14 protein-coding genes are annotated in these 12,731 nt (G+C 58.6%); 7 read left to right on the top strand and 7 right to left on the bottom strand.

Translation table 11 applies throughout. The features are described from left to right. Window positions 1-6: 6 nt before the first annotated feature. The 3 genes from ABS758_RS06150 to ABS758_RS06140 form a co-directional block, all read right to left on the bottom strand. Window positions 7-1,086 (bottom strand): permease, encoded by a 1,080-nt coding sequence (locus ABS758_RS06150; RefSeq protein WP_350381919.1) that lies wholly within the window; start codon window positions 1,084-1,086, stop codon window positions 7-9. 95 nt (window positions 1,087-1,181) lie between these two features. Then, window positions 1,182-1,958: a sulfite exporter TauE/SafE family protein gene (locus tag ABS758_RS06145; RefSeq protein ID WP_350381921.1), complete on the bottom strand. Its 777-nt coding sequence runs from the start codon at window positions 1,956-1,958 to the stop codon at window positions 1,182-1,184. Window positions 1,959-1,965: 7 nt separating this feature from the next. Next, a complete protein-coding gene (locus tag ABS758_RS06140; protein ID WP_350381922.1) occupies window positions 1,966-2,664 on the bottom strand; it encodes an MBL fold metallo-hydrolase in 699 nt (232 codons plus the stop codon). 265 nt (window positions 2,665-2,929) lie between these two features. Here ABS758_RS06140 and ABS758_RS06135 point away from each other — a divergent pair, with 265 nt between their 5' ends. Together ABS758_RS06135 and wrbA are read left to right on the top strand one after the other, a co-directional pair. Then, window positions 2,930-3,250, top strand: coding sequence for a BON domain-containing protein (locus ABS758_RS06135; RefSeq protein ID WP_350381923.1), 321 nt, complete (start codon window positions 2,930-2,932; stop codon window positions 3,248-3,250). An 86-nt stretch (window positions 3,251-3,336) separates the two neighbouring features. Further along, the gene (gene wrbA, locus ABS758_RS06130) at window positions 3,337-3,927 is read left to right on the top strand and encodes an NAD(P)H:quinone oxidoreductase (RefSeq protein WP_350381925.1); all 591 of its coding nucleotides are present in this window, start codon (window positions 3,337-3,339) and stop codon (window positions 3,925-3,927) included. 70 nt (window positions 3,928-3,997) lie between these two features. Here wrbA and ABS758_RS06125 read toward each other — a convergent pair whose 3' ends face one another. Genes ABS758_RS06125 through msrB form a run of 4 tightly spaced genes read right to left on the bottom strand, consistent with a single transcriptional unit; the run spans window position 3,998 to window position 6,082 of the window. Beyond that, a complete protein-coding gene (locus ABS758_RS06125; protein ID WP_350381926.1) occupies window positions 3,998-4,792 on the bottom strand; it encodes a peptidylprolyl isomerase in 795 nt (264 codons plus the stop codon). Next, window positions 4,789-5,094 (bottom strand): BolA family protein, encoded by a 306-nt coding sequence (locus ABS758_RS06120; protein ID WP_350381928.1) that lies wholly within the window; start codon window positions 5,092-5,094, stop codon window positions 4,789-4,791. Before ABS758_RS06120 ends, ABS758_RS06125 begins: the two co-directional genes overlap by 4 nt. Next, window positions 5,091-5,678 carry a septation protein A gene (locus ABS758_RS06115; RefSeq protein ID WP_350381929.1) on the bottom strand — a complete coding sequence of 196 codons (588 nt, stop codon included), beginning with the start codon at window positions 5,676-5,678 and terminating at the stop codon, window positions 5,091-5,093. Before ABS758_RS06115 ends, ABS758_RS06120 begins: the two co-directional genes overlap by 4 nt. Beyond that, window positions 5,675-6,082 carry a peptide-methionine (R)-S-oxide reductase MsrB gene (msrB, locus tag ABS758_RS06110; protein ID WP_417252333.1) on the bottom strand — a complete coding sequence of 136 codons (408 nt, stop codon included), beginning with the start codon at window positions 6,080-6,082 and terminating at the stop codon, window positions 5,675-5,677. Before msrB ends, ABS758_RS06115 begins: the two co-directional genes overlap by 4 nt. 264 nt (window positions 6,083-6,346) lie before the next feature. Here msrB and ABS758_RS06105 point away from each other — a divergent pair, with 264 nt between their 5' ends. From ABS758_RS06105 to ABS758_RS06085, 5 genes are all read left to right on the top strand, one after another. After that, entirely contained in the window at window positions 6,347-7,516 is a 1,170-nt protein-coding gene (locus ABS758_RS06105) for an ABC transporter substrate-binding protein (RefSeq protein ID WP_350381930.1), read from the top strand. 7 nt (window positions 7,517-7,523) lie between these two features. Further along, window positions 7,524-8,561 carry a branched-chain amino acid ABC transporter permease gene (locus tag ABS758_RS06100; protein ID WP_350381931.1) on the top strand — a complete coding sequence of 346 codons (1,038 nt, stop codon included), beginning with the start codon at window positions 7,524-7,526 and terminating at the stop codon, window positions 8,559-8,561. A gap of 3 nt (window positions 8,562-8,564) precedes the next feature. Then, the gene (locus tag ABS758_RS06095; protein ID WP_350381933.1) at window positions 8,565-10,463 is read left to right on the top strand and encodes a branched-chain amino acid ABC transporter ATP-binding protein/permease; all 1,899 of its coding nucleotides are present in this window, start codon (window positions 8,565-8,567) and stop codon (window positions 10,461-10,463) included. Beyond that, window positions 10,460-11,248: an ABC transporter ATP-binding protein gene (locus ABS758_RS06090; protein ID WP_350381934.1), complete on the top strand. Its 789-nt coding sequence runs from the start codon at window positions 10,460-10,462 to the stop codon at window positions 11,246-11,248. The genes ABS758_RS06095 and ABS758_RS06090 overlap by 4 nt, the downstream gene beginning before the upstream one ends. Before the next feature lie 195 nt (window positions 11,249-11,443). Next, window positions 11,444-12,643, top strand: a complete 1,200-nt coding sequence (locus ABS758_RS06085) for an ABC transporter substrate-binding protein (RefSeq protein ID WP_350381935.1) — start codon at window positions 11,444-11,446, stop codon at window positions 12,641-12,643. Window positions 12,644-12,731 lie beyond the last annotated feature (88 nt).

The following is a 12,731-nucleotide window of genomic DNA, read 5'->3' as shown; positions in this document are numbered from 1 at the left end:
GCCTCCTCAGAACCCCAGTCCAATTGCAATCCCTGCAGCCAGCACGCCAAAGCCCACTACGCTGGCCATCAATGCAGCCAGCTCTTTGGGTTTGAACGCCTTGGCCACCATCGCCAGCGAGGGCAGGCTGACGGGCGGTAGAGTCATCAGCAGGGCTGCGGCGGGGCCGGCGGCCACGCCCAGGGACAGCATGGCTTGCACCATGGGTACTTCGCCTGCGGTGGGGATCACAAACAGCATGCCGACAACGGCCGCGCCCACGATCCACAAGAGGCTGTTGTCCACGCTGATGTCGATCACCGGAAACAGCCAGGCGCGGGCGGCGCCCAGCAGCAGCACCAGAATCAGGTACTCGGGCAGCAGACGCAGTGCCATGCCGGTAAACAACCGTACCCAGCGTTGCAGAATGGCTCCGGCGCGCATCGATGGTTCGGGCTCGTCTGGCGCAACAGCCAGGGCGTCTTCCATCTGTGGCCGATCCGCCCCTTGGTTGATGCGGTTAAGCAGCCATCCAAGGCCCAGTACCATGGCCAGCCCCAGTACCAGGCGTAAGCCGGCCCAATGCCAGCCCAGCACAAAACCCATGAATACCAGGGTAGCGGGGTTCAGCATGGTGTTGCCCAACCACCAGGCAACCGTGCTGCCAGGGCCTGCCTGGCAACGGCGCATCCCAGCCACCACAGGGGCCGAGCAGCAGGTGCACATCATGCTGGGGATGGCCAGCAGGCCACCGGCCACAACACTGCCCATGCCCAGGCCACCCAGGCAGCGGCGTATCCACTGCGAGGGCAACAGGGCTTGCAGGGCTGACCCCAACAACAAGCCCAGCAACATGGCTTGCCAGATGGCTTTGCCGTAGCGGATGGCGTAGTCCAGGGCCGCTTGCCAAGAGGCCGCGGGCACAGCGCCATCAGCACCTGCCAGGATGGAGGCGCCGATCGAATGGGTTTCGGCTGCGACAAAGCTGCGGTCGTAGTAGGGCGACCACTTCACAAAATATAAGCCGATCACGGCGATCAGGATAAAAACAACAACGCCCCAGGCGGGGTGTGGGGCGCGCAGAAAGGAAGTGTGGGTATGGCTCATGATGGGGCAGCATTTTACACCGCTAGTCCCAGGCTGTATGCGAGCCGATACGCCAGACACCATGGCCTGGGTGTCTGGTGTTTGTGTGTGCCGGCTTACAGCAGGTAAGTGCGTACAAGCATGTATATGCCCACGGTAAAAAGCAAACCGGCAAAAATCTGGTGCAGTACGCCACGCCGGCTGGCCAGCCGGCCAGCCACGCTGGCGCCGGCCCAGCCGCCGGCAATGCCGCCGGCAATAAACAGACCCGCCACCGACCAGTCGATCAGGCCTGACCAAGCGTAGTGAAGCCCGGTGGTCAGGCCAAAGCTGCCCACACCAAATAAGGAAGTACCGATGGCATCGATCATGGGCATGCGTGCCGAAAAAATGAGGCCGGGCACGACCAGAAAGCCGCCGCCCACGCCAAAGAAGCCTGCCACAGCGCCGGTGCCCAAGCCTGTGCCCGATAACCGCAGGGCCATCCAGCGCCCTGGTGGCTCGGTGTCTCCAGCGGCCCCTTGGACACGTGGCTTAAACATCATCATTGCTACAATCAGCACCAGTACGGCAAACAAGCCCACCAGTTGCTGGCCATTGACCATCTGACCGATCTCGGCCCCTACTGAAGCCCCTACAATGCCCAGCGCCGAAAAAATAATGGCGGGTTTCCAGCGCACGTGGCCGGCTCGGGCGTACGGGATCAAGTTGGCGTAGGCGTTAAGCGACACCGCCAGTGCGCTCGTGCCAATGGCCAGATGCACATCCCCCATTCCCACCACATACAGCAGAAGGGGGACGGCCAGGGTAGAGCCTCCTCCGCCAGTGAGTGCCAGCGAAAATCCCACCAGCCCTCCGCAGGCGATGGACAAGGCCAGGGTGAGCCATTCCATGGTGAACCTAAGCAGGTCGCCCGCAGACCAGGTTGGCGGGTACGGCAATGTCCATCATTTTTGGGTTAGGCAGGTTGAGGCTGTTCATGATTTTGATGTATTCATCACGTGTTTTGTTGGCCACGCGTGGGTTGTAGCGCTTTTCTTCGCCAATCGACGAGGCGGTCCAGCCTTTGTAATCGTGGGCAGGGTACACGGTGGTGTGGTCGGGCAGGGCAAACAGCTTTTGGGTGATCGAATCCCACGAGGCGCCAGGGTCGCCGTTCTGGAAATCAGTGCGGCCGCTGCCGCGAATCAGCAGGACATCGCCCGTAAACACGGCACGGGGGGTGTCGGGGTCAAGAACAAAGCTGAAGGATTCGTTGGTATGGCCCGGGGTGTACAGCGCCTTAAGCTTGACGCCATCAATGTCCAGCAGATCACCGTCTTTGACGTGCGCGGAAACACATTCGGCTTTTGTAAATTCGCCCATCAACGTGACGCATCCCGTGAGTTCGCGCAGATCGCCAAGGCCTGTGATGTGATCGGCATGGGTATGGGTATCGATGGCCTTCACCAGGCGCAAATTGAGCTGCTGGATGGCAAGGATGTATTGCTCGGTTTGTTCTTTGACGGGGTCGATGAGGACAGCTTCACGCCCGGCGGCGCTGGCCAGAAGATAGGTATATGTGCCGGACGTGACGTCGAAAAATTGACGGAACAGCATAATTACGCACTCCTATATTACGCGAAGATATAAATATATTTCTTATATAAATATAGTATCGCATCGGAGCAAAACCCGCTACGCAGTTTGTGCTGCCATGCCTGCACTTGGGTCTGAGGCCGGAGTGGTGATTTCCTGCTGAATATCGAAGAATTAAGATCGTTTTATGCTGTTGTTACAGTTTGGTGAGACTACGTCGCAACTGGTAGCCATCATAAAAGGCGTCACGGGTAACATGTAAGCACACTTCAAGGAGCTAAAAACCATGAGAATCACTCGCGCTTTGATGGTCGCTGCCTTTTCGGCTGCATCGGCTGTGATGCTGGCAGGTTGTTCGGTTGCGAACAATCAGGAAACAATGGGAGAGTATATCGATGGGTCTGCGGTAACTGCGCAGGTTAAGGCCAAGCTGGCCGAAGATCCCATGACTTCCGCTACGGCTATTAGCGTCAAAACCATGGACGGCGGTGTTGTTCAGCTGTCTGGCTTTGTCAAAGACCAGAACGAAAAAGATCGTGCGGGAGCGATTGCCAGTAGAGTCAAAGGCGTCACTTCAGTGCATAATAACCTCATCGTGAAGCCCTGATCTTCCGCCTGCTTTTGGGGCGCAAAAGATTATTGCGCCGCTGCCTGTGACGCCTTTGCGGGCGTCACTGTTTTTTTGGAGCTCCTATGTCCGTTCGTCTTGCGATTATTTATTACTCTACGTATGGCACCAATTACCAGATGGCGTCGATTGCAGCCGAAGCAGCGCGTGCAGCAGGCGCGGAGGTCCGCTTGATAAAAGCACCCGAAACCGCACCTGCTGCGGTAGTGGCCGGCCAAGAAGCCTGGAAAGCCCAGGCCGACAAAACCGCCGATGTGCCCGCCGCCACGGCTGCCGATATGGAATGGGCCAATGCATATCTGTTTTCGTGCCCCACGCGTTTTGGTGTGATGGCCAGCCAGATGCGTGCCTTTATTGATACCCTTGGTGGTCTATGGGCCAAAGGCGGCCTGGCCAATAAGGCCATATCGGCAATGTCCTCGGCGCAAAACGATCACGGTGGCCAGGAGGCTACTATTTTGTCGTTTTACGCCACTGTTTGCCATTGGGGCAGTATTGTCGTGGCCCCCGGGTTTACAGACCCCTCTATTTTCAAGGTAGGCGGTAACCCTTACGGCTATAGCCACACACAGGGCAAGCCGTTTACTGATGACGTCAAGGCGGCCATTGGCCACCAGGCGCGCCGTCTCGTGCAGTTTGCAGAAAAGCTGGCTTGATACAGCCGGCTTGTAAATAAAACAAGGGCCTCTTGCGAGGCCCTTGTTTTTACTGCTGTTACCAGAAACTTTACTTGGCGGCGCTATCGTCTTCGATCTTGGCGTCTTTCATCAGGCCTTTCTGATAACCGGACAGCGCTTGTTGGCGCATCATTTCTTCGAGCTGGGGCTTGGCTTCTTCAAATGAGGGGAAGGCCACCGGACGGACATCCTCTACCTGGATGATATGCCAGCCAAACTGGGTTTTCACCGGTTCACTGCTGATGTCGCCTTTTTTCATGCTTTCAACTGCTTGGGCAAACTCGGGAACATAGTTGCTGGTGGGCCCCCAGCCAAGTTCGCCGCCGTTTTTACCACTGCCCGTGTCGATCGAATCCTTTTTGGCCGCAGCTTCAAAGGTAACCTTTTTAGCTTTGATGGATTTGATGAGGGCCTTGGCCTGGGCTTCTTCTTTTACCAGGATGTGGCGCAGCTTGTACTCTTTGTGGTCCGCTTGTTCGGCCTTGATGCTGTCGTACTCTTTTTGCAGATCAGCTTCGGTTACCGGATTGTCTTTCAGGTACTTGGCCATCAGGGCACGGACCAAAATGCTTTGGCTGGCCAGTTCAGTTTCCTGCTTCACGGCGGGGTCTTTATCCAGACCAGCCTTTTTGGCGGCTTGCACGGCCACCAGGCGGTTGATCATCTCTTGTTTTACCTGATCACGCAGTTGGGGTGAATCCTTGGCGCCTTGAGTAACCAGCAGGCTCACAAATTGGTCAAATTTTTCTTGAGAGATCCCCTGCCCGTTGACGGTGACGAGGTCTTTGGCATAGACGGGTAAAGCCAGCGAGCAAGCCAGCGCGACAACAGCGATACGTTTCATGAAAGTCCTTCTTTGGGGGTGGTGCCGGCCTCGATGGCCAGCGCATGAATCGGATGAGGCATCAGATCCCGCACGCAATCATACACAAGCCGATGGCGCGCAAGGGTTCCGAGCCCCTCAAATTGTTTGGACATGATTTGCACGCGAAAGTGCCGTGCGCCGTTTTTGGCGCCCGCGTGGCCCGCATGCAGATGGGATTCGTCGGTCAGATTCAGCACCTGTGGTGCTAATGCCTGCAGCCGCTGATGCAGTAGCTGCGGGAGATCTGTGTCTGCCGCAGGTAGAGGCAGGGTGGGGCTCATGTGGGGTCGTTGCTGTTGGTCGGGGCCTGGGCGTTACCCGAGGCGTGATCGGCCTGAATGTGGCGGCCCAGCCAGACAGACTGCACCACCACAAACAGCAGCAGCAGGATCATCAGGCCAAACACCTTGAAATTGACCCACTGTGCTTCGGTAAAACGGCCCGAGAACGCCACGTATAGATTAAGCGCGCCCGAAGCAATGAAGAATACAGCCCAGCTGTCGTTCAGGCGGCTCCAGGCAGCCTCGGGCAGGGCAACTTTATCGCCCATCAAACGGCGCATCAGATTGCGTCCCATAAACAGGCGTGCACCCAGCAAAATACCGGCAAACAGCCAATACAGCACCGTGGGTTTCCATTTGATGAAGGTGTCGTCGTGAAACAGCAGCGTGGCGCCGCCAAAGATGACGATCACCGACAGATTGATCCAGTGTGTGGGTTCGATGGCGCGGTGTGTGAGCCGCAGCCATAGGATCTGGCCGATGGCTGCGGCCATGGCGGCCCCGGTGGCCACGTAGATGTCGGCAAACTTGAATGCGACAAAAAACAGGATCAGCGGGAAAAGGTCGAAGAGAAATTTTTTCATTCGGCCGGGATGAACTTGAGAGAAAGAGAGTTGATGCAATAACGCCGGCCTGTGGGCGGCGGGCCGTCCGGAAACACGTGCCCCAAGTGTGCACCGCAGTTGGCGCACAAAGTTTCAGTGCGCACCATGCCGTGGCTGGTGTCGCGTTCTTCGAGGATGCAGTCGGGGCTGACGGGCTCGAAATAGCTGGGCCAGCCGCAGCCTGCGTCGAATTTGGTGTCGGACACAAACAGTGGGGTGTTGCAGCACACGCACACATAGGTGCCGGCTTGTTGGTTGTCCCAGTAGCGGCCGGTAAAGGGGCGTTCAGTGTGCTTGAGGCGGGTGACGGCAAACTCATCTGCCGAGAGCTGCTGGCGCCAATGGGCGTCGGTGTGTGTATCTTTATCCACAAAAACAGCCATGTACGTTTAAACCTGTAAGCTGCTTATAGTAAACGAGTTTTTCAAGCTTGTCCCCCGCAGTCACGCCAGGTTGCATTTTGATTGTCAGGGTTTGCATGGGCTGTATTGAGCAGCAAATTGCGGCAGCCTGCGATAATATGACCGCCGATCATAATTCATGCCGAAATTGGCCGGTTTTGTAATCTTCAATTGCACGGCAACAAAAAATTACCGGGGCAGTATGCCGCTTGTGTCGGACGCCGCCCAACTTCCACGGAGACAAGCATGACATTTGCACGTTCCTTTCGCCTCACCCTGGGCGCAGCGGCCCTGCTGGCAGCCTTGCCACTGGCCGTGTCAGCACAAATCAAGGTAGGGGTTACCGTGTCGGCCACCGGGCCGGCGGCGTCCTTGGGCATCCCCGAGCGAGACACAGTGGCGTTACTGCCTACCAAAATTGGTGGCGAGTCTGTGGAATACATCGTGCTGGACGACGCCACGGATACCACCCAGGCGGTGAAAAACATCCGCAAGTTCACGGCTGAGGACCACGTGGATGTGGTGCTGGGCACCTCCGTGACACCTGCTTCCCTGGCCATGTCGGATGTGGCTGCCGAAACCGGTACGCCCATGATCAGCGTGGCCGCCAACGCCAAGCTGGTACAGCCCGTAGACGGCCCGCGCAAATGGGTCTTCAAGACGCCCCAAAACGATGCCCTGATGGCGGGGGCCCTGGCCGATGCCATGGTCAAGCAAAACATCAAAACCCTTGGCTTCATCGGCTTTAGCGATGCCTACGGTGATGGCTGGCTGCAGGAAATGAAAGTCGCCGCGCAAGCCAAGGGCATCAAAGTGGTGGCTGCCGAGCGTTTCGCCCGGCCCGATACCAGTGTCACAGGGCAGGTGCTCAAATTGTTGTCGGCCAAGCCTGATGGCATCCTGATTGCCGCGTCCGGCACGCCGGTGGCACTACCCCAGCGCGAGCTGGTCGAGCGTGGCTACAAGGGCCAGATCTATCAAACACACGGTGCGGCCAATAACGATGTGTTGCGCGTGTGCGCCAAGGCCTGCGAAGGCATGATCCTGCCGGCCGGCCCCCTGCTGGTGGCGGCCCAGTTGCCTGACAGCAATCCGGTCAAGAAAAGCGCACTGGTGTATGTCAAAGCCTACGAGGCCAAATACGGTGTGGGGTCTACCAACACCTTTGGCGGACATATGTGGGATGCGGGCCAGTTGATTCAGGATGCGATCCCGCGTGCCCTGAAAACCGGTGCCAAGCCCGGGACGCCAGAGTTCCGTTCAGCGTTGCGTGACGCCCTCGAGCAAGTCAAAGAGCTGCCGGCGTCTCAGGGGATTTTCACCATGAGCCCCACCGAACATGCTGGCCTGGATGCGCGTGGCCGGGTGATGGTCAAGGTGGTTGATGGCAAGTGGACATACCAGCCGAATCTCTAAACCTGTCATGGATTTAACCATTGCCCTGATTCTCCTGCAGGACGGCATCCTGAACGGCGCCATTTATGCCCTTTTGGGGCTGGCGCTGGTTCTGGTGTTCCTGGTCACCCGGGTTATTTTTATTCCCCAGGGTGAGTTCGTCACCTTTGGTGCCTTGTCACTGGCGTTTCTGGCCAATGGCAAGGTGCCTGGCACAGCCTATTTGCTGGTGCTGCTGGGGGGGCTGGTATTGCTGGTCGAGGCATTCTCGGCCTGGCGATCCGGGCAATGGCGTGGGTTGGGTCGCACCGTGCTTTGGGCACTGGTGCTGCCGCTGGTTCTGTTGTGGATGTCGCCCTGGGTGGCGGGGCCGGATGTGCCGCTGTTGGTGCGGGTGTTGTTTGCATTGGCGCTGGTCATCCCCATGGGGCCGATGATTTACCGCCTGGTATATCAGCCCGTAGAGCAGGCCAGCGTACTGGTACTGCTTATCATCTCAGTGGCCGTGCATTTTGCACTGACTGGCCTGGGCCTGATCTTTTTTGGCGCCGAAGGCTGGCGTACGCCGGCACTGCTTGAGGGCAGCATCCAGATCGGCCCGGTGCAATGGACAGCACAGACCTTTGCTGTGCTGGCGCTTTGTGCTGCGCTGATTGCCGCGCTGTGGCTGTTTTTTGGCCGTACCCTGTATGGCCGCGCCTTGCGTGCCACCGCCGTCAACCGGCGCGGGGCCCGGTTGGTGGGCATCAGCACGCGCATGGCGGGCAGCCTGACATTCACCTTGGCGGCTGCCATCGGGGCCTTGTCGGGCATGCTGATTGCCGCCATTACCACCATTTACTATGACACCGGCTTCCTGATTGGGCTCAAGGGGTTTGTCGCCGCTATTTTTGGCGGGCTGGTCAGTTATCCCATCGCGGCTGCGGGGGCCCTGTTTGTGGGTGTGCTTGAGGCCTTTTCCTCATTTTGGGCCAGCCCCTTTAAAGAGGCGATCGTGTTTACGCTGATTATCCCGGTGCTGCTGTGGCGCTCGTTTGGCAGTGTTCAGCTCGACGAGGAGGACTGAGCCATGTCGCGACGCTGGATACAGGCCCTGGCGCTAGCTGTGCTGTTATGCCTGCCCTGGCTGCCAGGAGTGCCGCCGTTCTGGATCACCCAGATGAACTACATCGGGCTTTATAGCCTGGTGGTACTGGGGCTGGTGCTAATGACGGGTGTGGGCGGCATGACATCGTTTGGCCAGTCTGCCTTTGTGGGCCTGGGGGCCTACAGCACAGCCTGGCTGTCTACGGCAATGGGTGTATCGCCCTGGCTGGGCCTGTTGGCCGGCCTGTTGCTTACCTGCCTGGTGGCCTATGGCCTGGGAGCCATCACGCTGCGCTTGTCGGGCCATTACCTGCCGCTGTGCACGCTGGCCTGGTGCCTGGCGTTGTATTACCTGTATGGCAATCTGGATTTTCTCGGCCGCTACGACGGTATCGCAGGCATCCCGGCGCTGTCGATTGCCGGCTGGTCGCTGGGCAGTACCCAGTCGATGTACCTGCTGATCTGGCTTGTGCTGCTGCTGGCCTTATGGGCCACTCATAATTTGCTGGATTCCCGGGCAGGGCGGGCCATCCGCGCTTTGCGCAGTGGCTCCATGGCCGAGTCCTTTGGTGTGGATCTGGCACATTACAAGGTGGTGGTGTTTGTCTATGCTGCCTTGCTGGGCAGTGTGTCGGGCTGGCTGTATGCACATATGCAACGTGCCGTCAGCCCCAGCCCGTTTGGTCTGGGTTATGGCATCGAATACCTGTTCATGGCGGTGGTGGGTGGCGCAGGCAGCGTGTGGGGGGCTGTGGCCGGTGCGGCCAGCATTCTCATCATCAAAGACCAGCTGCAAAACGTGTTGCCAGCCCTGGTGGGCACCAGCGTCAACCTCGAGCTGCTTGCATTTGGGGTGCTGATGATCCTGGTGCTGCAATTTGCCCGCGACGGCATATGGCCGGTGATTGCCCGCCTGGGCCGCTGGCTGGGACGCCATCAGGCAACTGCAGTCAAGCCTGCGCCCTGGTACCTGGATGCCGCCCCGTTGCCACAGCGATCATTGCCGGAAGCAGGACAACGGGTGCTCGAAGTCGAGCAGGTACGCAAAGAGTTTGGCGGCCTGGTGGCGGTCAACGATATCAGCTTTAATCTCAATGCCGGCGAGATCATGGGGCTGATCGGGCCCAACGGGGCTGGTAAAAGTACCACTTTCAATCTCATCAGCGGGGTGTTGCCTCTCAGTGGCGGCCACGTGCGTTTTATGGGCCAGCCCATCGACGGCCTGCCTGCGCACGAGATTGCCCGTCGTGGTCTGGTGCGCAGCTTCCAGCATGTCCAGTTGTTGTCGGATATGTCCGTGCTCGATAACGTGGCACTGGGCGCCCACTTGCGCAGCCGGGCAGGCGTCGCCAAGGCTGCATTGCGATTGGATCGTGCCAGCGAGGCCTCGTTGCTGCGCGAGGCTGCTCAACAGCTGCAGCGCGTGGGCTTGGGGGATGTCATGGATCACGCGGCGGGCAGTCTGCCATTGGGCCGTCAGCGCATTGTTGAGATCGCGCGTGCCCTGTGTGGTGATCCCGCCTTGCTGTTGCTCGACGAGCCCGCGGCTGGCTTGCGTTATCAAGAAAAACAGGCACTGTCGGCAGTGCTTAAGCAATTGAGCCAGGAGGGCATGAGCCTGCTGCTGGTAGAACACGACATGGATTTTGTGATGAATCTGACCGATCACCTGCTGGTGATGGATTTTGGCACCCGGCTGGCCGAAGGTGTGCCGTCCGAGATTCAGCGCAATCCGGCGGTGTTGGAGGCCTATCTGGGCGGCTTGGATGAAACCTGGGGGGCGCCTGCCGGCTCAGACCCAGCCACGGCAGCCGCTACCCTGGCAGCTCCGGACACGTCGAGTGGCTTGCCCAAGGCGCCTGCTGCGGGGGTACGCCCATGACCCCCTTAACGGATCAGACAACCTTGAACCATCCGGATGCTTCAATTTTGCAGGTCACCGGCCTGACGGTGCAGTATGGCAAAGTGGCGGCACTGGATCCCACCGACCTGCAAGTGGGCAAGGGCCAGATTGTCACGGTGATTGGCGCCAATGGGGCGGGAAAATCCACCTTGCTCAACGCCCTGATGGGAGCGTTGCCTCCAAAAGGCCAGAGCCATGGATCGATTCTGTTTCAGGGCCAGGCTGTTCAGGGCTGGGATATCGAGCAAAGGGTTGGCTTGGGGCTGACGCTTGTGCCCGAGCGCCGTGAGCTGTTTGCCAGCATGTCTGTGCACGATAACCTGCTGCTGGGCGGGTTTCGCCTGCATCGGGCTGGTGTGCGGGGCTGGCGCGACACGCTGGATGATGTGTATGCCCTGTTTCCGCGCTTGCACGAGCGCGCCGGGCAGGCGGCCGGCACCTTGTCGGGCGGAGAGCGCCAGATGCTGGCCTTGGGACGGGCACTGATGGCCCGACCGTCGCTATTGATGCTGGATGAGCCCAGCCTGGGGTTGGCGCCTCGGGTGGTGCGTGAGATCTTCCAGACCATCTCACAGCTGCGCAGTACCGGGGTATCCATTTTGCTGGTCGAGCAAAACGCACGTGCAGCCTTGCATGTGGCCGACTACGGCTATGTGCTGGAAACTGGTGCGGTGGTGCTTCAGGGGGATGCCGCGTCGCTGGCCAATCATCCTCAGGTGCTCGAAAGCTATCTCGGCCTCAGTGGCACGCGCCAGCGCACTTAAGCTGGCTTCACTTTTGCCTCCGCTTCTGCGGTAAAACACGCCTGGATACCCATCCATAAGTCGCCGTGGATCGCGCATTTGTGGGCGTTCGAAGCGCTGCCTTCCGTAACGGCAGGCAGGGTTCTGTCGCATTGACACATTCTCGGTGCCAACGATACGCTCAAACAACATACTCATAATCCACGGAGGCAATCCATGAAGATGAACAAGTTGTTGCTGTGCCTGGCGATTTCTGCGGCGATCCCGCAGTTTGCAGGTGCAGCAGAGCCCCTGCGCATCGGGATCCTGAATGATCAGTCTGGCCTGTATTCGGATTTTGGCGGGGTTACCTCCGTAACTGCTGCCAAGATGGCTGTGCAAGACTTTGGCGGAGAAGTCCTGGGCCGCAAAATCGAGGTTCTGTCTGCCGATCATCAAAATAAAACCGACGTTGGCACTTCCATTGCGCGCAAGTGGTTCGATCTTGATCACGTCGAAATGATCGGTGATCTCACCAATTCGGCCGTGGCCTTGGCTGTCCAGGGGCTGGCACAAGAAAAAGGCAAGATCACCATCGCCTCCGGGCCGTTCTCAGCAGCACTCACTGGCAAAGCATGCTCGCCCACTGGTTTTCACTGGGCGTTTGATACCTATGCTTCTTCTGTTGGTACGGCCACCGGCCTGGTCAAAGAAGGCGCCAAGTCCTGGTTCATCCTGGCAGCCGACTACGCCTATGGCAAGCAGTTGGCCGCCGATCTCACCAAAGTAGTAGATAAAAACGGCGGTAAGGTTGTTGGCGAAGTCTTCCACCCTGTGGGGGGCTCCGATTTTGCGTCTTTCCTACTGCAGGCCCAGTCGTCCAAGGCGCAAGCCGTGGCCCTCGCTAACGCAGGCGCTGATACCAGCAACAGCATCAAGCAGGCCGCCGAGTTTGGTCTCACCAAGGCCGGCCAAAAATTGGTTGCACTGGGCATTGTGATCAGTGACGTCAACGCACTGGGTCTCGAAAAAGCCCAGGGTCTGGTGGCTACCACGCCGTTCTACTGGGATCGCGATGATGCCAGCCGCAAGTTCTCGGCACGTTTCGAGAAACTCACAGACCGCAAGCCAGGGATGGTTCAGGCCAGCGTGTATTCGTCCACCATGCATTACCTCAAGGCAGTCAAGGCAGCCGGCACTACCGATGGCAAGGCAGTGGCCGAGAAAATGCGCAAGCTTCCAGTGGATGATTTCTTCGCCCACAACGGTGTTGTTCGCAAAGACGGCTGGATGGCCCACGACATGTACCTGATTCAGGTCAAGACACCGGCTGAGTCCAAAGGGCCCTGGGATTACTACAAGGTGCTGCGTACCTTGCCCGCTGATCTGGTTTCGGTGCCTTTGTCCGCAAGCAGCTGCCCGCTGGTCAAGGGCTGATACCAGCATTTAAGTTTCAGCTGGTAAAAACAACAAATAGGGCTTCTCTTGGAGAAGCCCTATTTGTTTGTGGCAGGTAAGACGCTGC

It is taken from the genome of Castellaniella sp. FW104-7C03 (assembly GCF_040276085.1).
Classification (GTDB): Bacteria; Pseudomonadota; Gammaproteobacteria; order Burkholderiales; family Burkholderiaceae_B; genus Castellaniella.
The sequence above is the reverse complement of the archived record's forward strand: the minus strand, read 5'-3'. Positions and strand labels throughout refer to the sequence as shown.